Source organism: Streptomyces xanthophaeus (genome assembly GCF_030440515.1).
Taxonomy (GTDB): domain Bacteria; phylum Actinomycetota; class Actinomycetes; order Streptomycetales; family Streptomycetaceae; genus Streptomyces; species Streptomyces kutzneri.
This window is the reverse complement of record NZ_CP076543.1, coordinates 4,672,728-4,694,553: the sequence shown is the minus strand read 5'-3', so window position 1 is coordinate 4,694,553 and position 21,826 is coordinate 4,672,728. Positions and strand designations below refer to the sequence as shown.

Here is a 21,826-nt window from a genome sequence, read left to right as displayed (position 1 = left end):
GTTGCACGCCCGGCTGCGCGTCCGGTTACGCGCCCGGTTACGCGTCCGGCTTCGTGCGGGGTTCCGAGAGCAGTCCGAAGACCGCCCCCTGGTTGTCGGCGACGACCGCGATCCGCCCGTAGGGGGTGTCGAAGGGGTCGGCCGTGACCCGGCCGCCGAGCCGCTGCACCATGGCGACCGACTGGTCGCAGTCGGGTACGGCGAAGTAGGCGAGGAAGTGCGCGGGCATGGCCTCGGGGAAGGCGTCGGTGATCAGGCTGCGGCCGAGGACGGCGGTGTCCGTGCCGGGCGCGGTCCCGGGCGGGGACCAGATGCGGTACTCGACGCCGGCGTCGTCCTGGTCCTGCGGGACGTAGCCGAAGACCTTGGCGTAGAAGACGTCGACGGCGTCGCGGGCCCGGGTGTAGACCTCGCTCCAGCAGTACGTGTACGGCTCCTGCTGGGCGTCGAAGCCGTGGTGGGTGCCGGGCTGCCACAGGCCGAAGACGGCCCCGCCGGGGTCGGCGGCCATCGCGGCGGTGCCGTACGGGCCGACCGGCATCGGGTCCATCACCATCTGGCCGCCGGCGGCGCGGATGCGCTGGGCGCAGGCGTAGGCGTCGGTGGTGTAGAGGTAGATCCCCCAGACGGTGGGCATGCGGCCGTCGGGTTTGGGGGCGAGGGCGGCGACGTTGCGGCCGCGGCTGTAAGCCTGCGTGTAGTGGCCGTACTCGGCGCCCGCACCCTCGGCGAAGGTCCACCCGAAGAGCTCACCGTAGAAGCGCTTGCCCGCCTCGACGTCCGGAAGCGAGGCGTCCACCCAGCAGGGTGCGCCTTCCGCGAATGCGGCCATGGGCCCGTTTCCTTCCGTTGTGCGGGGGTGTGTACCCTCCCAACCCTCTCAGCCATGATCCGCCCGAAAACTTGTCCACAGCCTGTTGATAAGACTATTCGGGGGAAACCTTGCGGAACCGGGCGACACGCCCGGGCCGGGGGCGGGCCGCGGCCCGGGCCGGGGCGGCACGCGCCCGGCGCGGGGGCACGGCCCGGCCGGGGGGCGCGCGGGGGCCGATTTCCGTCCGGAATGCGCCTGCCCGGCCGCCCGGGTCCCCCTTCCTCCCAGGCCAGGGACCCCGTAACCCCATTTGCAGGCGGCCGAATAGCGCGCCGATCACCCCTCGGTAAGCTGACGGCATGACAGGACAAGTACGCACCGTCGACGGGCGTGTCGCCGGCCGGCGCGGCCAGGCGACGCGGCAGAAGCTGCTCGACTGCCTCAGCGAGATGCTCAGCTCCTCGCCGTACCGCGACGTCAAAGTGATCGACGTCGCCCGCAAGGCCGGCACCTCCCCCGCGACCTTCTACCAGTACTTCCCGGACGTCGAGGGCGCCGTCCTGGAGATCGCCGAACAAATGGCCACCGAGGGCGCGCAGTTGACGTCGCTCGTCGAGGGCCGGACCTGGGTCGGCAAGTCAGGGTGGGCCGCCGCCGAGGAACTCGTCGAGGGCTTCCTGGAGTTCTGGCGCCGCAACGACGCGATCCTGCGGGTCGTCGACCTCGGCGCGGCCGAGGGCGACAAGCGCTTCTACAAGATCCGCATGAAGATCCTGAACTCGGTCACCAACTCCCTCACCGAATCGATGAAGGAGCTCCAGGCCAAGGGCAAGGTCGACAAGGACATCAGCCCCGCGGCGATGGCCGGTTCACTGGTCGCGATGCTGGCCGCGGTCGCCTCGCACCAGAAGGGCTTCCAGACCTGGGGCGTCAAGCAGGCCGAGCTCAAGCCGAACCTGGCGCTGCTCGTCCACCTCGGCATCACGGGCAAGAAGCCCACGAAGTAGCGGCGGACCCCCGGACGCCTTCCCGGGGCCCGCCGCCGACCACGCCCGATCGCCTGCGATCAGCGACGCTCCAGGCGGAACAACCGGATCTCGCGCTCGATGCGCGCCTGGTACGTCGCATACGGCGGCCAGAACCTCAGCACCGCCTGCCACGCCTCCGCGCGTTCCTCACCCGCCAGCAGCCGGGCCCGTACGGGGATGTCCCGGCCTTGCCAACTCACGTCCGCGTCCGGGTGCTTGAGCAGGTTCCCGGTCCATGCCGGGTGCCCGGGCCGGCCGAAGTTGGAGCCGATCAGGATCCAGGTCGTCCCGCCGTCCTCCGGCATGCAGGCGAGCGGGGTCGTGCGCGGCTCACCGGTCTTGGCACCCTTGGCGGTGAGGATCACGCCCGGCAGCATCTGGGCGCTGAGTATGACCTTGCCGCGGGTCAGCTTGTGCACCGCCTTGTCCATGGCGGGGATGAAGTGCGGTGCGATCTTGGCGAAGAGCATGGTCGAGGAGACCTTCTGCATCAGCTTGACGCCGGGAGCCATCAGACGGCCACCTTCTCTGGTGTGGGCGGGGGCGTGGGCGGGGACGTGGGGTCGGGCGAAGGCTGCGGCGGAGCCGGGGCCGCAGCGGCCGCCGCGCCGGCCGGGTCCGCCGGGCCCGCCGGGTCCGCCGGGTCCGTGAACAGGCCCGCGCGGTCGGCGGCGTGCGCCCGCAGCCGGTGGACCGGGCCGAACAGCAGCTCGTCGGCCGCCGCCCGCTTGAAGTAGAGGTGCGCATCGTGCTCCCAGGTGAAGCCGATGCCGCCGTGCAGCTGGATCGCCTCGCCCGCCGTCACCCGCAGGGCCTCCAGGGCCTGGGCGAGCGCGAGGCCGCCCTGGTCCGGGTCCCAGGCGGCGTAGTAGGCCGCCGAGCGGGCCGCCTGCACCTGCACGTACAGGTCGGCGAGGCGGTGCTTGACGGCCTGGAAGGAGCCGATCGCCCGGCCGAACTGCTCGCGCCCGCGTACGTACTCCACCGTGCGGGCCAGCGCCTGCCCGGCCGCGCCGACCGCCTCGGCGGCCAGGACGGCAGCGGCGGTACGCCCGGTGGCGGCGAGCGCGCCGAGCACGTCCGCCCCTTCGTCGCCGAGCAACTGCGCGCTCACGTTCCGCAGTTCGACCCTGGCCTGCGGGCGGGTCTCGTCCAGGACCGTCTGCCGGGACCGTACGAGGCCCGGCGCGTCTTCCCGTACGAGGAACAGCAGCGTGCGGCTGCGCGCGAAACCGCCGGTGTGCGCGGCGACCAGCAGCAGCCCGGCGCTGTGCCCGTCGAGCACCTGGACGGCCTCCCCGTACAGCCGCCAGCCGCCCCCGGAGGCGGAGCCGGAGCCGTCGGGGGCGCGGGAGCCGTCGGGGGTGGCGGCGCGGGCCTGGACACCGCCCGCGCGGCCGCCGCCGGACCACTGCCCGGAGGCGTCCTCGCCGGTCAGCGCGAGGGCGGTGGCCAGCGCCGGGCCGCTGACGACGAGGGCGGCGGTCAGCCCGCCCGTGGCCAGCGGCGGGAGCAGCGCGGAGCGCTGGGCCCCGGTGCCGAGGGCGGTGATCAGGGGCACGCACAGCGCCGCGGTGGCCAGCAGCGGCGAGGGCAGCAGCGCCCGGCCCGTCTCCTCGCAGGCCAGGGCCAGGTCGGCGGGGGCGCAGCCGACACCGCCGTACTCCTCGGCGATGGCGATGCCGGGCAGCCCGAGCTGCCGGGCCAGCTGCTGCCAGAGCTCGCGGTCGTGTCCGGCAGCGGTACGGACGGCGGCCTTGACCTCGTCGGGGCCGCAGCGTTTACCCAGGATCTCGCGCAGGGTACGGCGTATCTCGTCCTGCTCCGCGGTGAAGGCGGCATCCATCGTCGGGCTCCTCCCGGGGGCACCTCCCAGCGGTGGCTGGGGGCATCTGACGGGCCGTCATATTAGGCCCGTCGGGGACAGATGCACAGGGGGCGGCGCGGGCGGGTTGCACGGCAGGGTCTAGCGTCTGACACTTCGTCAGATATACCGTCCCCTCATGCCTGGACCCACAACTGGACCCACACCTGGACCCACATCCGGACCCGCGGCCCGCGCCCGCCGGAGGGTCGCGGTGGTCGGCGTCGCCCTCTCGGACTGCGGCCGCGTCGACGGCCCCACCCCCTACGCCCTGCACGCACAGGCCGCCCGGCGCGCCCTGGCCGACTCCGGCCTGCACCGCTCCGTCATCGACGGCTTCGCCTCGGCCGGCCTCGGCACGCTCGCACCGGTCGAGGTGGCCGAGTACCTGGGCCTGCGCCCCACCTGGGTCGACTCCACCTCGGTCGGCGGCTCGACCTGGGAGGTCATGGCCGCCCACGCGGCGGACGCGATCGCCGCCGGGCACGCCAACGCCGTGCTCCTGGTCTACGGCTCCACGGCCCGCGCGGACATCAAGGCGCGGCGCCGCACGTCCAACCTCTCCTTCGGCGCACGGGGACCGCTGCAGTTCGAGGTCCCGTACGGCCACACGCTGATCTCCAAGTACGCCATGGCCGCCCGCCGCCACATGCACGAGTACGGGACGACGCTGGAACAGCTCGCCTCCGTGGCTGTACAGGCCCGGGCGAACGCGGCCACCAACCCGGACGCCATGTTCCGCGACCCGATCACGGTCGAGGACGTACTCGGCGGCGACATGATCGCCGACCCCTTCACCAAGCTGCACTGCTGCATCCGCTCGGACGGCGGCTGCGCGGTGCTCCTGGCGGCGGAGGACTACGTACCGGACACCGCGAAGGCCCCCGTCTGGATCCTGGGGGCCGGCACGTCCGTCTCCCACACCACCATGTCGGAGTGGGAGGACTTCACGGTGTCCCCGGCGGCGGTATCGGGCCGCATCGCCTTCGAGCGGGCCGGCCTCACCCCGGCGGACGTGGACCTCGCGGAGATCTACGACGCCTTCACCTACATGACCCTGGTGACCCTGGAGGACCTCGGCTTCTGCGCGAAGGGCGAGGGCGGGGCCTTCGTGGAGAAGGGCCGCCTGCTGCGCGACGGGGAACTCCCGGTCAACACCGACGGCGGCGGCCTCTCGGCCTGCCACCCCGGCATGCGCGGGCTGTTCCTCCTGGTCGAGGCGGTCCGCCAACTCCGCGGCGAAGCGGGGGCCGGCCAGGTCACCAAACCCGGCGGCCGCCTCCCGGAGGTCGCCCTGGCCTCGGGCACGGGCGGCTGGTTCTGCTCGTCGGGAACGATCCTGCTGGGACGGGGGTGACCGGCCCCCGCCCGGGGGCGGGGACGGGGGTGGGGGCGGGGACGGGGGCGGTCACTTGCCCTCGGCGAGCGTGTGCGCCACGAGTGCGTTGGCGTGCCCGTGCCCCAGACCGTGCTCGGTCTTGAGCCACGAGACGAGCTCCATGTGCTTGGTCAGCGGCGAGGACCGGATGAGGTCCTGCCACTCCCCGATCGGGCGTCCGTACTTCTTCTCGATCGAGGGGAAGTAGCTGGCGGGGCCCTTCACTGTCTCGGCCATGATGCGTGTCCCTCCGGGGGTGCGGGTGTGTGGTGCGGTCTCGTAGGTATGACTGCGTCGGGGACGAGAACTCATCGGTGGGGCGAAGGATTTCTTCGGATGGAGGTGGGGGGCTTCGGGGGGCGGGAGCCGGTCGGTCGGGGCCGGGTGGTGCGGCGGGGGCTCGGGTGGGCGGGGCCGGGCGGGCGGAATCAGGGGAAGCGCGGCGGGGGTGTGGGTAGTCGGGACCTGCTCGGGCGGCATCAGGGATGCGTATGGGGGTTTCCCGTCAGTCCCATCGTCCCTCCGTGTCGGGCCGGTCCCTCAAGGGCGCTCGTTCCTCGCGTCGCTTCGCGATGTCGCTGCGCTCCACCCTTGACCGACCGTCCCGCCCCGGAGAAACGAAAGACTGCCGGGAAGCCCCCAAAGGAACGGGCCGGCCGACACTTCCAGGGACGGGGCGGCCAGAGAAGCGCGAGGAGATCCGGCCGGCACGACCGAGAGACGGGGCCCATCACAGACCAGGGCCCGTGTCGGGGGAGGCGCGTCCAATCGCTACGCGCTGCTGACGTCTCAGCGTCGCCAGACCGTCTGGGGCTGGGCATAGGCCGCCCACGGCCTCGGTCCCGCGCTCGCTGTGCGTCCGACGACCGTCTGGGGCTGGACATAGGCCGCCCACGACCCGTAGGCGCTCCTCATGGGAGGCGTCTGCTGGCCGGCTGGGGTGAAGAGGGCCGGGACAGCGGCTATTCCGTCGTGGATGCGGGTCAGTGCAGGTGGGCGGTCAGGAAGGCTGACAGATTGCTCCAATTACCCCTATATATCCATGGGCTTGCGGGGTGATGCTCGCGCTGACCCGGCTTCACGACGGAATAGCCGAGCTGTCAGCCGTCCGCCCGCGGCCACGGTCGTGGAGAAGCGCGTAGCGATCTGGGGCCGTACGTCCAACCCCAGACGGCCGCTGAGGCGTCAGGAGCGCGTAGCGATTGGAGGCCTCCCAACGACCGCGACTGCCCAAGTCACTTGCCGTCCGTCGCGCGTGGGTGGCCGGTTCCGGCGAAGGTGATCCAGCAGGTGTCACGAGCCGTGTCCACGAGATACCAAATCCGACCGCCTCCCGTCACCTCGATCTGCCACTGCGCACACGTCTGTCCACGGTGAATTCCGTGGGCCAGAGTTCCCTTGAGACGGTGTTGCCGGGATGTCTCGACCGCAGGTCTGGGGTCCGTGCGCATCATGACCCAGGCTCGGTACGTGTTCTCACGGGCTTGCTGGGCGAGACACTCCCAGCCCTTCGCCGATGCAGCATCGGCGAAGCGGACATCCCACTGGCCTTCCGGTGCTGGGGGTGCGGCTCGGTCACCGCGTCCCGTGGTCAACGGACGTCAAGGGGGTCGGGTACAGAGCCGTAGTCCGTGCCGTGGTCTGTCGTCAGCGCCGCCAGGAGAACGGGGTCGGAATGGACCTCGGCCGTGTGCTGCCAGGCGATGAGGAGCTGAGCAACGGACGCGTTGTTGCCGATCGAGTCGGCGGCGCGCATGGTGTCGACCAGTTCCACGGCAAAGGCATGGACGTCCGGCTCAGGAAGAAAGCGGACCCAGGGAAACGCATCCGGCAGTATGTCGAGGAGCAACTCCATGCTGCCGGGCTCTCGCCTCGCCATGGCTGACAGCATTCTCGTGGCAGCCGAGACCACGGTCTGGTCCTGCTCGGCTCTGGCAGCGGTGGTGAGGACCAAATCCTCACCGTCTCTGCGATGCAGCAGCAAGCGTGGTGAGTCCTTGAGCCGAGCCAGAGTCTGCTTGTTCTTGTTGACCAGCTCGGAGAAGTTGACGGCAGCGTTCTCGGCACTCATGACTTTGAAACTACTTCGAAAGTCATGGACCCGCCATCGCCCGCACGAGGGACACGGCAAGGTCAACCCCAGTCGGCCGACAGACGCCTCCCATGAGGGGCACCTGGGGAGTGTGGGCGGCCTATGTCCAGCCCAAGACGGCGGTCGGACGCTGAGAGATGAGGAGCGCGTAGCGATTGGGCGCGCTTCCCCCGACGCGGGCCCTGGTCTGTGATGGGCCCCGTCTCTCGGTCGTGCCGGCCGGGGTCTCCTCGCGCTTCTCTGGCCGCCCTGTCCCTGTCTTGATCTCCCGGCCCGTTCCTTTGGGGGCTTCCCGGCAGTCTTTCGTTTCTCCGGGGCGGGACGGTCGGTCAAGGGTGGAGCGCAGCGACATCGCGTAGCGACGCGACCGAAGGGAGCGCCCTTGAGGGACCGGCCCGACACGGAGGGACGATGGGACTGACGGGAAACCCCCATACACATCCCTGATTCCGATCAAGTGGCTCCCGACTACCCACACCCCCGCCGCGCTTCCTCTGATTCCACCCGCCCGGCCCCGCCCACCGGAGCCCCCGCCGCGCCGCCCCTGATTCCGCCCGGCCGGCACCGCCCACCGGAGCCTCCGCCCGCCGCCCCTGGTCCCCGGCCCCGCCCTGCTGTTCCATATGCCTCATGACCAGCGAGACCAGCGAGATCAGCAGCGACGCGTTCCGCGCCACCCTGCATTCCCTGCGCGTGTGGGACTCCCCGCTCCCCGGGTTCGATGCTTCCGCCGCGCCCCGGGAGCCCTTGGCGCTGTTCCGGGAGTGGTTCGTGCATTCCGCCCGGGCGGGGCAGTTGGAGCCGCACACCATGACTCTGGCGACGGTGGACGGGGAGGGGCGGCCCGATGTGCGGACGTTGATGCTGCACGACGTCGATGCGCGCGGCTGGCACTTCGCCTCGCACGCCACCAGCGCCAAGGGCGTGCAGCTGGCCAGGCACCCGGATGCGGCGCTCGGGTTCTACTGGCCGACCGTGGGCCGCCAGGTCCGCGTCCGGGGGCGGGTCACCGCCTGCGGGCCCGAGGAGAGCCGGGCGGACCTGGCGGTCCGCTCTCGAGGTGCGCTCGCCGCCGCGCTCACGGGCCGGCAGAGCGAGGTGCTCGGCTCCGCCGAGGAGCTGGCGCGGGTCTCGGCGGCCGCCTGGGAGCGGGCCGGAGCCGAGCCGGACGCGCCGGCTCCGACCTGGACGCGGTACGTGCTGGACCCCGCCGAGGTGGAGTTCTTCCAGGGTGACGCCGCGCGCCGGCACGTCCGCCTGCGGTACTCCCGTACGGAAGGCGGTTCCTGGGAGCGCGAGCTGCTCTGGCCCTGATCCCCGGCCCGAAGGTCCCTCAGTGCGGTGGCGGCGCGGGCCGGAAGACCGCCACCCACACCCCGTCCGCGGCCTCGCGGAAGGTGACCGTCAGCGGCATGCCGATGCTCAGGTCCGCCGCCGCGCAGTCCACCACCTCGGTCATCATCCGCGGGCCTTCGGCGAGGTCGACGACCGCCGCCGTGTACGGGACGCGCGTACCGAACGGCGGGAGGTCGTTGCGGTGGACGACCGACCATGTGTAGAGGGTCGCCCGGCCGCTCGCCGGCTCCCACGTCACGCGGTCCTCGCCCGCCCAGCAGAACGGGCAGAACTCGCGCGGGTAGTGGTGCGCCCGCCCACAGTCGGCGCAGCGCCGCAGGAGCAGCCGCCCCTCGGCCGCCGCGTCCCAGTAGGGCCGGGTGAACTCGTCCGCCTCGGGGAGGTCGTACCGCACCGTGCCGGTCACAGGAACAGTCCGATCGCCGCGTCGAGGGACCAGGTCTGCCAGGACATGGCGAGGAGTGCGACGAGGGAGATGAGCGCCATCATCGCGTTCTGGCCCTGCTCGGCCCAGTCGTGGATCATCAGCACCAGGTAGAGCAGGTTCAGCAGGAGTCCGCCGATCAGTGCGACCGGGGTCAGGAAGCCGAGTACGAGGCCCAGCCCGAGGGCGAGTTCCGCGTAGACGACGGTGTACGCCATCACCTTCGGCCGCGGTGCGACGACCAGTTCGAAGCCGCCCTTGACGAAGGTCCAGCGGTGTTTGCCTGCGACGTCGGCGGCCCAGGCGATGCCGGTGCCGCGCTCGAACCAGCCCTTCTTGTCCTTGTGCCGCCAGCTCTCCAGCCACCACAGGCCGAGGCCTATCCGGAGCACGGCGAGCCATTCGGCCCCACTGAGCCAGATGGTCTGCATCGGCAGCCCCCACCCCTCTCGCGATCGACGCGCACGCTCTATCTGACGGTACGTCAGTTGAGCGGATCCGGGGCGATCGCGCAAGGCCCCGGCCGGCCGCGGAGCCACGGCCGCGCGGGCGTTCCGGGCGTCCGTGATCGATCCGCAATCGATTCCCCGCCCGACCGAGACCCATCAACCCAGCGTGGCGATACGATCACACCTCATGCCCGGAGACCCGACAGCACCCGACATGACCACCCAGCCCCGCCCCGTGTACGTCATCGGGGCCGGCCCCGGCGGCCTCGCCGCGGCCGCCGCGCTGCGCGCCCGCGGGGTCCGCGCGGTGGTCGTCGAGAAGTCCGACGCGGTCGGCGCATCCTGGCGGCAGCACTACGACCGGCTGCACCTGCACACCACGCGCCGGCTCTCCGCCCTCCCGGGCCTGGCCATGCCGCGCCGCTTCGGGCGCTGGGTCTCCCGCGACAACGTCGTGCGCTACCTGGAGAAGTACGCCGAGTTCCACGAGCTGGAGCTGGTCACCGGTGTGGAGGTGACCCGGATCGAGCCCGCCGGACCCGGCCCCGAGGGCGAGGGCCCGGACGGCTGGATCCTGCACGCCAGCGGCGGCCGGGAGCTGGCGGCCGCGGCCGTGGTCGTCGCCACCGGGTACAACCACACGCCCGCGCTCCCCGACTGGCCGGGCCGGGACGCGTACGAGGGCCGGCTGCTGCACGCCTCCGACTACCGCAACCCCAGGCCGTACGCCGGGCAGGACGTCCTCGTCGTCGGCGTCGGCAACACCGGCGCCGAAATAGCCGTCGACCTCGTCGAGGGCGGCGCGGCGCGGGTGCGGCTCGCCGTGCGCACCGCGCCGCACATCATGCGCCGCTCCACCGCCGGCTGGCCGGCCCAGCGCAGCGGGATCCTCGTACGCCGGCTGCCCGTGCGGCTCGTGGACCGGGTGGGCCGGCTCGTCGCCGGGGCCTCCGTCCCGGACCTGTCGGCGTACGGGCTTCCGCGCCCGGCCACCGGCCTGTACAGCAGGGTCAAGCAGGGGTCGATACCGGTTCAGGACGTCGGTCTGGTCGACGCGGTCCGCAGCGGCAAGGTGGAGCCGGTGGCCGCCGTCGAGGCCTTCGACGGCGCCGAGGTGGTACTCGCGGACGGCTCGAGGATCACCCCGGACGCGGTGATCGCGGCGACCGGCTACCGCCGGGCCCTGGAGGGGCTGGTCGGCCATCTCGGGGTGCTCGACGAGCGCGGCCGCCCGCGTACGCACGGCGCCCGCACCCCCGAGCAGGCCCCCGGCCTGTACTTCACGGGATTCTCCAACCCCATCAGCGGCATGTTCCGGGAGATGGCCATGGACGCGGAGAAGATCGCCAAGGCGGTCGCCCGCCGGTCGGCGAAGGGCGCTGCGTGAAGCCGGCCGGCTCGGTCGCTCCGGCCTCCCGGATCCGGGAGGCCGCCAGGACCGCATGGAGCGAGCCGCTGTCCCGCTGTTACCTGGTGCTACTGACGGTTTGCGCGGTCTGGTCGATGACGGGCGGCGGCGGGCCCGGCGAGAACGGCTGGCTGGCCCGCAGCATCGCCGTGGTGCTGACGATGCCCTGGCTCCTCGTCGTGCACCTCTTCCTCGTCATCACCCAGGCCGACACCTGGCTGCTCGGTTACAGCTTCTACTTCGAGTCCCCCGCCTGGCTGTTCGAGCCGCTCTGGGCGCTCTACTGCCTGACCGCCGGGCTGGCGAACGCCCGGCTGCTGGCCCGCGTGTCCCGCTCGACGCGGGAGGCGGGATCCGCGCCGTGGTGGGTTCCGATGTTCACCCTGATCTTCTTCGCCGGGTTGTTCGCCCTCTGGCACGCCTGAGCCGCGGCGGGGCCGGGCCGGGTCGGCGGGGCCGGGTCGGGTCGGCCGGGTCGGGTCAGGTCGGCCGGGTCGGGTCGGTCGGCCGATTCGCGCCCTGGACCGGTCCGGGAGGGATCTGTCACCGTTCACTTCAACACACCACCTCCACACCTTTCCTGCGCAGCCCTGTTCCTGACGGCACGTCAGTTCAGTAATCTGACTACGCGTCAGTTATTGAGTTCCATCGAGGTTCATCGAGCAGGAGCGGGCGGCAACGATGCTTGGATCTACTCACGGCACCCTCACCACCGACTTCCGCGCACGTGTCGAGGCCTGCGGGGAGTCTCCCAGGACCGCCGTCCACTCGTCGGCGGCCCCCTCCGCCGACGACGCGGTCCCCCTGGACGTCAGCGGACGACCGCTGCACGCCGACGTGCCCGACCTGGACCGGTTCTTCCGGCCCGAGTCCGTGGCCGTCATCGGCGCCTCCGACACGGAGGGCCGGCCCAACACCGGCATCACCCGCCAGCTCATGGCCTGGGCGGAGCGCGTCGGCGCCCGGATCCACCCCGTGCACCCCACCCGCCCCACCGTCTTCGGGCTGACCTGCCACGCGTCCGTGGCCGACCTGCCCGAACAGGTGGACCTCGCCGTCCTCCTCGTCGCCGACCCGCTCCCCGTCATCGAGGAACTGGCCGAGACGAAGGTCAAGTTCGCGGTCGCCTTCGCCTCCGGCTTCGCCGAGACCGGCGACGCGGGAGCCGCCGCCCAGGAGCGGCTCGGCGCCGCCGTCCGCGGCTCCGGCCTGCGTCTGCTGGGCCCCAACACCAACCTCAACGCCTTCGAGAAGTTCCGCGAGGACCTCGGCGGCCCGGCGATCGCCCTCATCACCCAGTCCGGCCACCAGGGCCGGCCCGTCTACACCCTCCAGGAGCTGGGCATCCGGCTCTCCCACTGGGCGCCCACCGGCAACGAGGCGGACCTGGAGACCTCCGACTTCATCTCCTACTTCGCCGAGCAGCCCGAGGTCGGGGCCATCGCCTGCTACGTGGAGGGCCTCAAGGACGGCCGGTCCTTCCTGCTCGCCGCCGACCGGGCCGCACGCAACGGCGTCCCCGTCGTCGCCGTCAAGGTCGGCCGCACCGAGACCGGCGCGCGCATGGCCGCCTCCCACACCGGCAAGCTGACCGGCGCCGACACCGTCGTGGACGCCGCCATGCGCCAGTTCGGCGTCATCCGCGTCGACGGTCTCGACGAGCTCCAGGACACCGCCGCCCTGCTCGCCCGGGCCCGCAAGCCCAAGGCGGACGGGGTCGTCGTCTACTCCATCTCCGGCGGCACCGGAGCGCACTTCTCCGACCTGGCCACGGAGGCGGGCCTGACCTTGCCCACCCTCTCGCAGGCCAAGCAGGACGAACTCCACCAGTGGATCCCCGGGTACCTGAACGTCGCCAACCCGGTCGACAACGGCGGCCACCCGGTCGGCGACTGGCGCGGCCGGAAGATCATCGACGCGATCCTCGCCGACCCCGAGGTGGGCGTCCTGATCTGCCCGATCACCGGCCCCTTCCCGCCCATGAGCGACAAGCTCGCCCAGGACCTGGTGGACGCCGCCGAGCAGAGCGACAAACTGATCTGCGTGATCTGGGGCTCCCCCGTCGGCACCGAGGACGCCTACCGCACCACCCTCCTCGGCTCCTCCCGCGTGGCCACCTTCCGCACCTTCGGCAACTGCATCACCGCCGTACGCGCCTACCTCGGCCACCACCGCTTCACCGCCGGATACCGCTCCCCGTTCGAGGACGCACCGCGCACGCCCTCGCCCTCGTACCGCAAGGCGCAGGCCCTCATGCGGCCGTCCCAGCAGCTCAGCGAGCACGCGGCGAAGCAGCTCCTGCGCGCCTACGGGATACGGGTCCCCCGCGAGCAGCTGGTGACCAGCGCGGCGGCGGCGGTCCGCGCGGCCGGGCTGGTCGGCTACCCGGTGGTGATGAAGGCCTCGGGCCCGCAGCTGGGGCACAAGACGGAGCTCGGCCTGGTGAAGATCGGCCTCACGTCGGCGAGCCAGATCCGTGACGCGTACCGGGAGCTGACCGACATCGCGCGCTACGAGAACGTACCGCTCGACGGGATCCTGGTCTGCCAGATGGTGGAGCGGGGCGTGGAGATGGTCGTCGGCGTGACCCAGGACGACCTCTTCGGCCCCACTGTCACCGTCGGGCTGGGCGGGGTCCTGGTGGAGGTCCTGCACGACGCGGCGGTCCGCGTGCCGCCGTTCGGCGAGGACCAGGCGCGGGCGATGCTGCGGGAGCTGCGCGGGCATGCGCTGCTGGAGGGCGTACGGGGAGCACCCCCGGCCGATGTGGACGCCCTGGTGGAGGTCGTGCTGCGCATCCAGCGGATGGCGCTCGAACTCGGCGACGAGCTGTCCGAGCTGGACATCAACCCGCTGATGGTGCTCCCGCGGGGGCAGGGGGCGGTGGCGCTGGACGCGCTCGCCATCTGCCGCTGACGATTTTCAGCCCCGCCGGCGTTTGAGGCGCGGGGGTCCGGGGGCTGGCCCCCGGCAACGGCGCTGCGCCACAGACTCGGCAGCAGCCCCCGCCCCGCCGTTTCCGGGGCTCCGCCCCAGACCCCGCGCCTCAAACGCCGGCGAGGCTTAGAAGAACGGGAGTTCACCATGACCGGCATCACGGAGGACGAAGTCCTCCACCGCATCGAGAACGGCGTCGCCTGGATCACCCTCAACCGCCCCGAGGCCATGAACGCCGTCACCTGGGACCAGCGCGAGCGCGTCATCGCGCTGCTCGCCGAGGCCTCCGCCGACCCGGCCGTGCGGGCCGTCGTCGTCACCGCCACCGGCAAGGGCTTTTGCGCGGGCGCCGACCTTCGCGGCAGCGCCCCCGCGGGCGAGAGGGTCGCCGGTGACGTCGCCCGTATGATCCGCCTCGGCGCGCAGCGCCTGATCACCGCCGTGCTCGACTGCGAGAAGCCCGTCCTCGCCGCCGTCAACGGCACGGCCGCCGGTATCGGCGCCCACCTGGCCCTCGCCTGCGACCTCGTGATCGCCGCCGAACCGGCCCGGTTCATCGAGGTGTTCGTACGCCGCGGCCTGGTCCCCGACGGCGGGGGCGCCTATCTGCTGCCCCGGCTCGTCGGGCCGCAGAAGGCCAAGGAGCTGATGTTCTTCGGTGATGCCGTCCCGGCCGCCGAGGCCGAGCGCCTGGGGCTTGTCAACCGGGTGGTTCCGGCGGAGGAGTTGGAGGCGACGGCCCGTGAATGGGCCGAGCGGCTCGCCCAGGGGCCCACCCGGGCGCTGGCCATGACCAAGCAGCTGGTCAATGCCTCGCTGGACGGTGACCGGGCGGCCGCATTCGCCGCCGAGGCCACCGCCCAGGAGATCAACATGACCACCGCCGATGCGAACGAGGGCGTGGCGAGCTTCGTGGAGCGCCGCACGCCCAAGTACCTCGGCCGCTGACGGAACCGCCGCGGCGCACTACATCCGCGGGTCGGGCTTGAGCAGCGCGAACACCGCTCCGGCCGGGTCGGCGAGCCAGGCGATCCGGCCGACCTCGGGGAGGTCGGTGGCCGGCATGAGTACCGAGCCGCCGTTCGCCTTGGCCGCCGCGACGGTGGCGTCGACGTCCGCCGACGCGAAGTACGGCACCCAGCGCGCCTGCTCGTCCCCGCCCTCGCCCAGGAAGGGGGCGACCCCGCCGAAGGAGGCGTCCTGCTGGTCTCCGTCGGCGGTGCTCAGCACCCGGTACGTCATTCCGGGCGCGGGCATCTCGGCGCTGCGCCAGCCGAACACCCCGGTGTAGAAGGCGATGTCGGCGACGGGGTCCGCCACGTGGAGCTCGGTCCACACCAGCGTGTTGTCGCCGGAGGTCAGCTGGAGTCCGGCGGTCTTCCCGGGCTGCCAGCAGGCGAACTCGGCGCCCTGCGGGTCGGTGAACTGGGCCAGCCAGCCCTCTCCCATGACGTCCATGGGTTCCATCCGGACCGTGCCGCCGCCGGCGGTGACGGCCGTCGCGGTGGCCTGGATGTCGGGGGTCATGAAGTGCTGCATCCAGGCGGACGTGGCCCCCTCCTCGGTGAGGGGCCCGAGCGCGGCGACGGTCTTGCCGCCGACCTGGAAGAACCCGTACCCGCCCGCCTCGGGCCCGGCGGAGACGAAGTCCCAGCCGAGGACGGCGTTGTAGAACGCGGCGGCCGCCTCGGTGTCGGGGCTGCCGAGGTCGAGCCAGTTGGGTGATCCGGTGGTGAAGTCGGTGCCGAGCATGGGGTCCTCCCGGGACTACGGCGGCGGTACGAGGTCGCTGCCACGATGCCGAGCCTCCACCCGCGCCCGGGCGTACGGACCCACGGAGGCGGGGGGTTTCACCCGTGTGGGTGTACGGGATAAGCGGGTCGGCGGCCGGGGGGTCAAGGCGAGACGAGGACGTCCGGCGGGCCGGAGCGCCACATGGGGCGCATGGAGCCGGGGCCCGTGTTGCCGACCGGGTGGAGCTCGGGGCGGCGGCCCGCAGGACCGGCCTCCTGCCACTGCGTCTGCCAGCCCGGGCAATCGCCGACGGTCAGTTCCACCCCGGCCCGCTGGTCGGACCGCGCGTCGGCCGGCCGCTCCCGCCAGGTGCCCGTGGCGGTGCAGCGCACCACGGAGCCGTCGCCCGGATTGACCGGGAGGTCCTCGACGGCGAGCTCGCCGCCCTCCCGGAGCCTGACCGTGCCGCCGCCCTCACCGCGCCAGGTACCGGCGTAATGCGGCTGCCGTGCCCCGGACAGCTCGTAGCCGTTCGTGGTGATCCCGTCGATCGCGTACGGACCGCCGACCAGGGCGGCCAGCGCGAGGACGCCGGAGGTGATGTACGCCGCCGTCGCGACGTAGCCGCACGACCGGGTGGTGCGCAGCGCCAGGCCCGCCACCAGCAGGGGGAGTACGCCGCTGCCCGCGATCCAGGCCAGGGAGGGGAGGAACGGGAGCCCCGCACGCCACAGGAAGAAGGCGCAGGCCGTCGACAGGCCGAGAAGCCAGGCCGGTGCGGCGGCGACTTCGCCCGTCCGGCGGGCCAGGGCGAGGGCGGGGCGGGTGAAGAGCAGGGAGTGCAGCATGCCGATGCCCAGCAGCAGGGCGGGGACGACCACGGCCCCTGCGACGAGATACGCGAGCAGACCGTTTCCCCGGGTGGTGACTTCGAAGCCGTCGTCCGGCTCCGGCAGGGCGACGAGCAGGGCCAGCCCTATCAGCAGCTGCCCGGCGAAGACCGCGTCCGCGCCGGGTGCCGATGCCCACCATCCGCGGTCCGCCGCCGCCCGCGGCATCCGTGTCACCTGCGCCATCCTGCCCACCCACCCCTGTCTGAACGCGTTCAAGACTCTCGGACCGGGACTCTACACCTTTCCTGAACATGTTCAAATGATGCGCCCGCCTTCCCACCCCTTCCTATCTGACGCACCGTCAGCTTCAATCGTCGGTGTGATGGGACACGCAGGGATGGCGGCCACCGTCGTCCGATACCTCAGGTCAGTGGGCTCCCCCACCTCCGCCTCGGCGCAGCGGGAACCCGAGTCCGTCGACGCCCTGCCGCGTCCCGACCTGCGGGCCGTCGGCGAGGACGAACGCGCGCCGGTGTCCCCCGCCGAGTTCCGGGCCGTGCTCGGGAACTTCGCGAGCGGGGTCACCGTCATCACCGCACCGCCCGGCGAGGACGAGGAGGGCCCGGCCGGCTTCGCCTGCCAGTCCTTCGCCTCGCTGTCCCTCGACCCGCCCCTGGTCACCTTCATGGTGGCCCGTACGTCGACCACCTGGCCGCGGATCGCCCGCGCCGGGGTGTTCTGCGTCAACATCCTCGGCGCCGCACAGGGTGAGTTGTGCCGGTCCTTCGCCGTCAGCGGCGCGGACAAGTTCGCCGGGGTGACCCACACGCCCGCCCCCGTCACGGGCTCACCGCAGCTCGACGCGGTGCCCGCCTGGATCGACTGCCGGATCCAGGCCGTCCACACCGGCGGGGACCACCTCATCGTCGTGGGCCGGGTGGTGGCCATGGGCGCGGCCGGCGAGGGCGAGCCGCTCCTCTTCCACAAGGGCCGCTTCGGGCGTCTCGCCGACTGACGGGCCGGCTGACGGGGCCGGCTGACGGGCCGACCGCCGGGGCCCGGACCGTTCCTCCCCCGCAGTTCGATGTCCCTGCGTCCGTCGGCTGCGTAAGCTCCCCCAGGGGCTGGGGCGCCTCGGTGCTCCCGCCCCTTCGGAATTCTTCGGATACGCGGGGATTTGATTTGATACTGAACCTGATGCGCCGCACGCGCGGCGCGATCGCCGTCACGGTCGCCACCGGGGCCTTCCTGGTGGCCGCTTCGCCGGCCTCGTCGGCGGCTCCGGTCGCCGCACCCCCCGTCACGGCCGCCGGATCGATCCTCATCGACGGCACCAGCGGGGCCACGCTCGCCAGCAAGGCAGCTGACACCCAGCGGCAGGGGGCGAGCACCACGAAGATCATGACCGCCCAGGTCGTGATGCGTACGCCCAACCTGAACTACGACCAGAAGGTCACCATCAAGCAGGAGTACGTGGACTACGTCGTCCGCGAGGGCGCGAGCTCGGCCCACCTGAAGGTGGGTGCCACGGCGACGGTCCGCCAGCTGCTGTACGGGCTGATGCTCCCGTCGGGCTGCGACGCGGCCTACGCGCTCGCCGACACCTTCGGCAAGGGCGCGACCACACAGGCCCGCACGGCGGACTTCATCGCGCAGATGAACGCCAAGGCCAAGTCGCTGGGCATGACCAAGACCGTGTACGACTCCTTCGACGGGATCTCGCCGACCGGCAAGAACCTCACGACCCCGCGCGACCTGGCCAAGCTGACCAAGTACGCGATGTCGGGCGTCACGTTCCCGAAGATCGTGGCGGCGAAGACCTACAGCACGGGCGGCACCTCGACCGACGCCACGTGGGGCAACAGCAACCTGCTGATCAGGGAGCGTCCCACCGGCTACGCCTACCCGGGTGCGATCGGTGTCAAGACCGGCACCGGCACCGCCGCGGGCAAGTGCCTCGTCTACTCCGCGACCCGTAACGGCAAGACCGTCATCGGCGTCCTGCTGAACGACGAGGAGCGCTACGCGGACTCGATGAAGCTCATGGACTGGGCGCTCGGTTCGAGCGCCGGCTCCGGGGCGGCGCTGCAGCGCGGCAACACCGACCCGATCCCGGACGTCCTCGACTGACGGTGACACGGTTCACGGCTCCTGCGCCGGCGGGTGCGATCCCGCCGGCGCAGGAGCCGAGCCGTTTGCGGGGAACGACGGGCGCCGGTCAGAAGGTGAGCACTCCCCTGGCCACCCGCCCGTGGTGGGCGTCGTCCACGGCCTTGGCGAAGTCCTCGACCGGGTAGACCTCCGTGACCAGTTCGTCCAGCAGCAGCCGGCCCTGCCGGTAGAGCTCGGCGTAGAGCGCGATGTCGCGCTGCGGGCGCGAGGACCCGTACCGGCAGCCCATGATCGTCTTGTCCAGGTACATGGACGACACGAGGAACGACGCCTCCTCCTGGAAGCCGGGCACGCCGAGCAGGACCGCCTGCCCGTGCCGGTCGAGGAGGTCGATCGCCTGGCGGATCAGCTTCACGTTGCCCACACACTCGAAGGCGTGGTCGGCGCCGGTCGGCAGGATCTCGCGGACCGCCGCCGACGAGTCGGCGACGGCGGACGCGTCGATGAAGTGCGTGGCGCCGAACTGCCGGGCCACCGCCTCCTTCGCCGGGTTCGCGTCCACTGCGACGATCGTCGTGGCGCCCGCGATCCGGGCCCCCTGCAGCACGTTCAGCCCGATGCCGCCGGTGCCTATGACGACCACGCTCTCGCCTCGGTCCACACGCGCCCGGTTCAGCACCGCCCCCACCCCCGTGAGGACCCCGCAGCCGATGAGCGCAGCCGAGGTCAGCGGGATGTCGGCCGGGATCTTCACGGCCTGTACGGCCTTGACGATCGTGCGCTCCGCGAAGGCGGAGTTGGAGGCGAACTGGAACAGCGGTTTCCCGCCCCGCGAGAACGGCTGCCCGGGCATCCCGATCGCCTTGCGGCACATCGTCGGCCGGCCCCGGTCGCAGTCCGCGCACGCCCCGCAGTTGGCCAGGGTGGACAGCGCCACGTGATCGCCCGGCACCACGTGGGTGACCCCAGGGCCCACCGCCTCCACGACCCCCGCGCCCTCGTGCCCGAGCACCACCGGCGGCGGGAACGGGATCGTCCCGTCGATGACCGACAGGTCGCTGTGGCACAGCCCGGCCGCGCCGATCGCGACCAGCACCTCCCCCGGCCCCGGGTCCCGGATCTCCAGGTCGTCGACCACCTGGGCCTGCTTGCCGTCGAACACGACGCCTCTCACCTGGACTCCTTAGGCAGGCCGAGCACGCGCTCGGCGATGATGTTCCGCTGGATCTCGTCCGAGCCGCCGTAGATGGTGTCGGCACGGGTGAACAGGAACAGGCGCTGCTCCTCGTCGAGTCCGAGTTCGTACGGGAGTCCGGGCGCCCAGCCCGCCGGCCCGGCCGTGGCCGCCGCGCCGCGGACCTCCACCGCCAGCTCCCCGAGCCGCCGGTGCCAGCCGCCCCACAGCAGCTTGGCCACGCTGGGCGCGCCCGCGTCGTCGGTGGCGCCGAGCGTGCGCAGGGCGTTCCACCGCATCGTGCGCAGCTCGGCCCACTGCCGGACCAGCCGATCCCGCAGGACGGGGTCCCCGGCGCCTGCGGCGGCCCGCACCGCGTACGACGCCAGGACGCGCTCCAGTTCCGCCGCGAACCCGATCTGCTGGACCAGGGTCGAGACCCCGCGCTCCAGGGCGAGCAGGCCCATGGCCACGGTCCAGCCGTCGCCCTCGGCGCCGACGGCCTCCGCCGCGACCGCCCCGTCGAAGAACACCTCGTTGAACTCGCTCGTGCCCGACATCTGCCGGATCGGCCGGACCTCGACGCGGCCGGGCTGGTCCATGCGTACGAGCAGGAACGACAGCCCCCGGTGGCGGCGCGAGCCGGGCTCGGTGCGGGCGAGTACGAAGCACCAGTCGGCGTCCTGGGCGAGCGAGGTCCAGATCTTCTGGCCCGTCACCCGGTACCGCCCGTCGCCCGTGTCCCGTACCGCGGCCGTACGGATCCCCGCGAGGTCGGAGCCGGCGTCCGGCTCGCTGTAGCCCTGGCACCACAGCTCCTCGCCCCGCGCGATGCCGGGCAGGAAGCGGTTCTGCTGCTCGGGCGACCCGTAGGCGATGAGGGTCGGGGCGAGGAGGTTCTCGCCGATGTGGCCGACCCGGCCTGGCGCGCGCAGGGCCGCGTACTCCTCGGCCCACACCACCTGGCCGGTCAGGGAGAGCCGCCGGTTTCCCCACCCTTCGGCCTCCCAGCCCTGGCCGATCCAGCCGCCCCGGCCGAGCTCGCGCTCCCACGCCCGCCGGATCCCGGCCCCCTCGTGCTCGCTGCCCGGTCCGCCGAGGCCGACGGCCTGCGCGTACGGGCCCACGAGGTGCTCCGACAGCCACGCCCGGGCGTGCCCGCGCAGCTCCTCGTCCTCGGCCCCGAAGCTGAAGTCCACGCTGTTCCCCCTGGTCCTCTCCGGTTCTGGCCGGTGCTGTTCTGGCCGGTGCTGTCCGGGTCCTACGCGTTGGGGCGGTCCTTGGCGGCCGCCGCCTTGGCCATGGCCTCCAGTTGCGCGAGCATCGGCATCGGGTCGGTGCCCACCGTGCCGGGCAGGAAGTCGGCGATCTTCTCCGGCGTCCAGGACCCTTCGGCGTATCCGGCGCGCAGCTCGCGCGGCTGCGCCCAGACGGCGATCTTCGGGCCGGCGATCGTGTAGACCTGCCCGGTGATGTCCTCGGCCTTGGCCCGGTCGCTGAGCAGGTAGGTGACCAGCGCCGCCACGTCCTCGGGCTCGCCGATCTCCTTGAGTTCCATGGGCACTCCCGCGGACATCCGGGTGCGGGCGACGGGTGCGACGGCGTTGGCCGTGACCCCGTACTTGGCCAGGCCCAGCGCCGCGGAGCGGACGAGCGAGATGATCCCGCCCTTGGCGGCGCTGTAGTTGGCCTGGGCGACGGAGCCCTGGTGGTTGCCGCTGGTGAAGCCGATCAGGGTGCCCGTGCCCTGCCTGCGCATGACGGCGGAGGCGGCGCGGAAGACGGTGAAGGTGCCCTTCAGGTGGGTGGCGATGACCGGGTCCCACTCCTCCTCGGACATGTTGAACAGCATCCGTTCGCGCAGGATGCCGGCCACGCACACGACGCCGTCGATGCGGCCGTACCGCGCGAGCGCCGTGTCGACGAGGCGCTGGCCGCCCGCCATGGTGGAGATGTCGTCGGCGACGGCGACGGCCTCCCCGCCGAGGGCGGTGATCTCCTTCACCACGGCCTCGGCGATCTCGCTGGTGGGCTCCGCGCCCTCGATCCCGACCCCGTAGTCGTTGACGACGACCTTGGCGCCCTCGGCGGCCGCGGCGAGTGCCACGGCCCGTCCGATGCCCCGGCCGGCGCCGGTGACGGCGACGACCTTGCCTGCCAAGAAGTTCCCCACGTCCGGCCCCTTCCCGCGATTTCTGACGGACCGTTAGATTCTATGGGTAG

Annotated in this window: 21 protein-coding genes; 9 read left to right on the top strand and 12 right to left on the bottom strand. The window is 72.2% G+C overall.

Annotated features, from left to right (window positions below):
* Positions 1-37: 37 nt before the first annotated feature.
* On the bottom strand, positions 38-832 hold the full coding sequence (locus KO717_RS20840) for a VOC family protein (RefSeq protein ID WP_301370160.1): 795 nt from the start codon (positions 830-832) through the stop codon (positions 38-40).
* 341 nt (positions 833-1,173) lie between these two features.
* On the opposite strand from KO717_RS20840, the gene KO717_RS20835 reads away from it, so the two are divergent.
* Positions 1,174-1,821 carry a TetR family transcriptional regulator gene (locus KO717_RS20835; RefSeq protein WP_030013555.1) on the top strand — a complete coding sequence of 216 codons (648 nt, stop codon included), beginning with the start codon at positions 1,174-1,176 and terminating at the stop codon, positions 1,819-1,821.
* 59 nt (positions 1,822-1,880) lie between these two features.
* Here KO717_RS20835 and KO717_RS20830 read toward each other — a convergent pair whose 3' ends face one another.
* Positions 1,881-2,354, bottom strand: coding sequence for a nitroreductase family deazaflavin-dependent oxidoreductase (locus KO717_RS20830; RefSeq protein ID WP_301370158.1), 474 nt, complete (start codon positions 2,352-2,354; stop codon positions 1,881-1,883).
* Positions 2,354-3,688, bottom strand: a complete 1,335-nt coding sequence (locus KO717_RS20825) for an acyl-CoA dehydrogenase family protein (protein WP_301370157.1) — start codon at positions 3,686-3,688, stop codon at positions 2,354-2,356. The genes KO717_RS20830 and KO717_RS20825 overlap by 1 nt, the downstream gene beginning before the upstream one ends.
* Positions 3,689-3,845: 157 nt before the next feature.
* Here KO717_RS20825 and KO717_RS20820 point away from each other — a divergent pair, with 157 nt between their 5' ends.
* Positions 3,846-5,063 (top strand): thiolase C-terminal domain-containing protein, encoded by a 1,218-nt coding sequence (locus tag KO717_RS20820; protein WP_301370156.1) that lies wholly within the window; start codon positions 3,846-3,848, stop codon positions 5,061-5,063.
* 51 nt (positions 5,064-5,114) lie between these two features.
* Here KO717_RS20820 and KO717_RS20815 read toward each other — a convergent pair whose 3' ends face one another.
* Positions 5,115-5,321 carry a DUF4287 domain-containing protein gene (locus tag KO717_RS20815; RefSeq protein ID WP_030388288.1) on the bottom strand — a complete coding sequence of 69 codons (207 nt, stop codon included), beginning with the start codon at positions 5,319-5,321 and terminating at the stop codon, positions 5,115-5,117.
* A 1,354-nt stretch (positions 5,322-6,675) separates the two neighbouring features.
* The gene (locus tag KO717_RS20805) at positions 6,676-7,155 is read right to left on the bottom strand and encodes a hypothetical protein (protein WP_301370154.1); all 480 of its coding nucleotides are present in this window, start codon (positions 7,153-7,155) and stop codon (positions 6,676-6,678) included.
* 651 nt (positions 7,156-7,806) lie between these two features.
* Here KO717_RS20805 and KO717_RS20800 point away from each other — a divergent pair.
* On the top strand, positions 7,807-8,490 hold the full coding sequence (locus KO717_RS20800) for a pyridoxine/pyridoxamine 5'-phosphate oxidase (protein ID WP_301370153.1): 684 nt from the start codon (positions 7,807-7,809) through the stop codon (positions 8,488-8,490).
* A gap of 19 nt (positions 8,491-8,509) precedes the next feature.
* Here KO717_RS20800 and KO717_RS20795 read toward each other — a convergent pair whose 3' ends face one another.
* Together KO717_RS20795 and KO717_RS20790 are read right to left on the bottom strand one after the other, a co-directional pair.
* A complete protein-coding gene (locus tag KO717_RS20795) occupies positions 8,510-8,938 on the bottom strand; it encodes a Zn-ribbon domain-containing OB-fold protein (RefSeq protein ID WP_301370152.1) in 429 nt (142 codons plus the stop codon).
* Entirely contained in the window at positions 8,935-9,387 is a 453-nt protein-coding gene (locus KO717_RS20790) for a DoxX family protein (RefSeq protein WP_301370151.1), read from the bottom strand. Before KO717_RS20790 ends, KO717_RS20795 begins: the two co-directional genes overlap by 4 nt.
* Positions 9,388-9,592: 205 nt before the next feature.
* On the opposite strand from KO717_RS20790, the gene KO717_RS20785 reads away from it, so the two are divergent.
* From KO717_RS20785 to KO717_RS20770, 4 genes are all read left to right on the top strand, one after another.
* Positions 9,593-10,792 (top strand): flavin-containing monooxygenase, encoded by a 1,200-nt coding sequence (locus KO717_RS20785; RefSeq protein ID WP_301370149.1) that lies wholly within the window; start codon positions 9,593-9,595, stop codon positions 10,790-10,792.
* On the top strand, positions 10,789-11,238 hold the full coding sequence (locus tag KO717_RS20780; RefSeq protein ID WP_301370148.1) for a hypothetical protein: 450 nt from the start codon (positions 10,789-10,791) through the stop codon (positions 11,236-11,238). The genes KO717_RS20785 and KO717_RS20780 overlap by 4 nt, the downstream gene beginning before the upstream one ends.
* Before the next feature lie 256 nt (positions 11,239-11,494).
* On the top strand, positions 11,495-13,729 hold the full coding sequence (locus tag KO717_RS20775) for an acetate--CoA ligase family protein (protein ID WP_301370146.1): 2,235 nt from the start codon (positions 11,495-11,497) through the stop codon (positions 13,727-13,729).
* A gap of 168 nt (positions 13,730-13,897) precedes the next feature.
* Positions 13,898-14,698, top strand: a complete 801-nt coding sequence (locus KO717_RS20770) for an enoyl-CoA hydratase/isomerase family protein (RefSeq protein ID WP_301370143.1) — start codon at positions 13,898-13,900, stop codon at positions 14,696-14,698.
* Positions 14,699-14,716: 18 nt separating this feature from the next.
* On the opposite strand, the gene KO717_RS20765 is transcribed toward KO717_RS20770, so the two are convergent.
* Both KO717_RS20765 and KO717_RS20760 read right to left on the bottom strand, forming a co-directional pair.
* Positions 14,717-15,502 (bottom strand): VOC family protein, encoded by a 786-nt coding sequence (locus tag KO717_RS20765; RefSeq protein WP_301370141.1) that lies wholly within the window; start codon positions 15,500-15,502, stop codon positions 14,717-14,719.
* A 143-nt stretch (positions 15,503-15,645) separates the two neighbouring features.
* Positions 15,646-16,551, bottom strand: a complete 906-nt coding sequence (locus KO717_RS20760) for a hypothetical protein (RefSeq protein ID WP_301370139.1) — start codon at positions 16,549-16,551, stop codon at positions 15,646-15,648.
* A 163-nt stretch (positions 16,552-16,714) separates the two neighbouring features.
* Here KO717_RS20760 and KO717_RS20755 point away from each other — a divergent pair, with 163 nt between their 5' ends.
* A complete protein-coding gene (locus KO717_RS20755; protein ID WP_301374638.1) occupies positions 16,715-17,332 on the top strand; it encodes a flavin reductase family protein in 618 nt (205 codons plus the stop codon).
* A gap of 182 nt (positions 17,333-17,514) precedes the next feature.
* Positions 17,515-18,447, top strand: a complete 933-nt coding sequence (locus KO717_RS20750) for a D-alanyl-D-alanine carboxypeptidase family protein (RefSeq protein ID WP_301370137.1) — start codon at positions 17,515-17,517, stop codon at positions 18,445-18,447.
* 88 nt (positions 18,448-18,535) lie between these two features.
* Here the strand turns inward: KO717_RS20750 and KO717_RS20745 are convergent, their stop codons facing one another.
* The 3 genes from KO717_RS20745 to KO717_RS20735 all read right to left on the bottom strand — a co-directional run bounded on the left by KO717_RS20745 (position 18,536) and on the right by KO717_RS20735 (position 21,776).
* Complete coding sequence (locus KO717_RS20745; protein WP_301370135.1) at positions 18,536-19,603, bottom strand: Zn-dependent alcohol dehydrogenase; 1,068 nt, start codon at positions 19,601-19,603, stop codon at positions 18,536-18,538.
* Positions 19,600-20,802: an acyl-CoA dehydrogenase family protein gene (locus tag KO717_RS20740; protein ID WP_301370133.1), complete on the bottom strand. Its 1,203-nt coding sequence runs from the start codon at positions 20,800-20,802 to the stop codon at positions 19,600-19,602. The genes KO717_RS20745 and KO717_RS20740 overlap by 4 nt, the downstream gene beginning before the upstream one ends.
* A gap of 62 nt (positions 20,803-20,864) precedes the next feature.
* Complete coding sequence (locus tag KO717_RS20735; RefSeq protein ID WP_301370131.1) at positions 20,865-21,776, bottom strand: SDR family oxidoreductase; 912 nt, start codon at positions 21,774-21,776, stop codon at positions 20,865-20,867.
* Between the last annotated feature and the right edge of the window lie 50 nt (positions 21,777-21,826).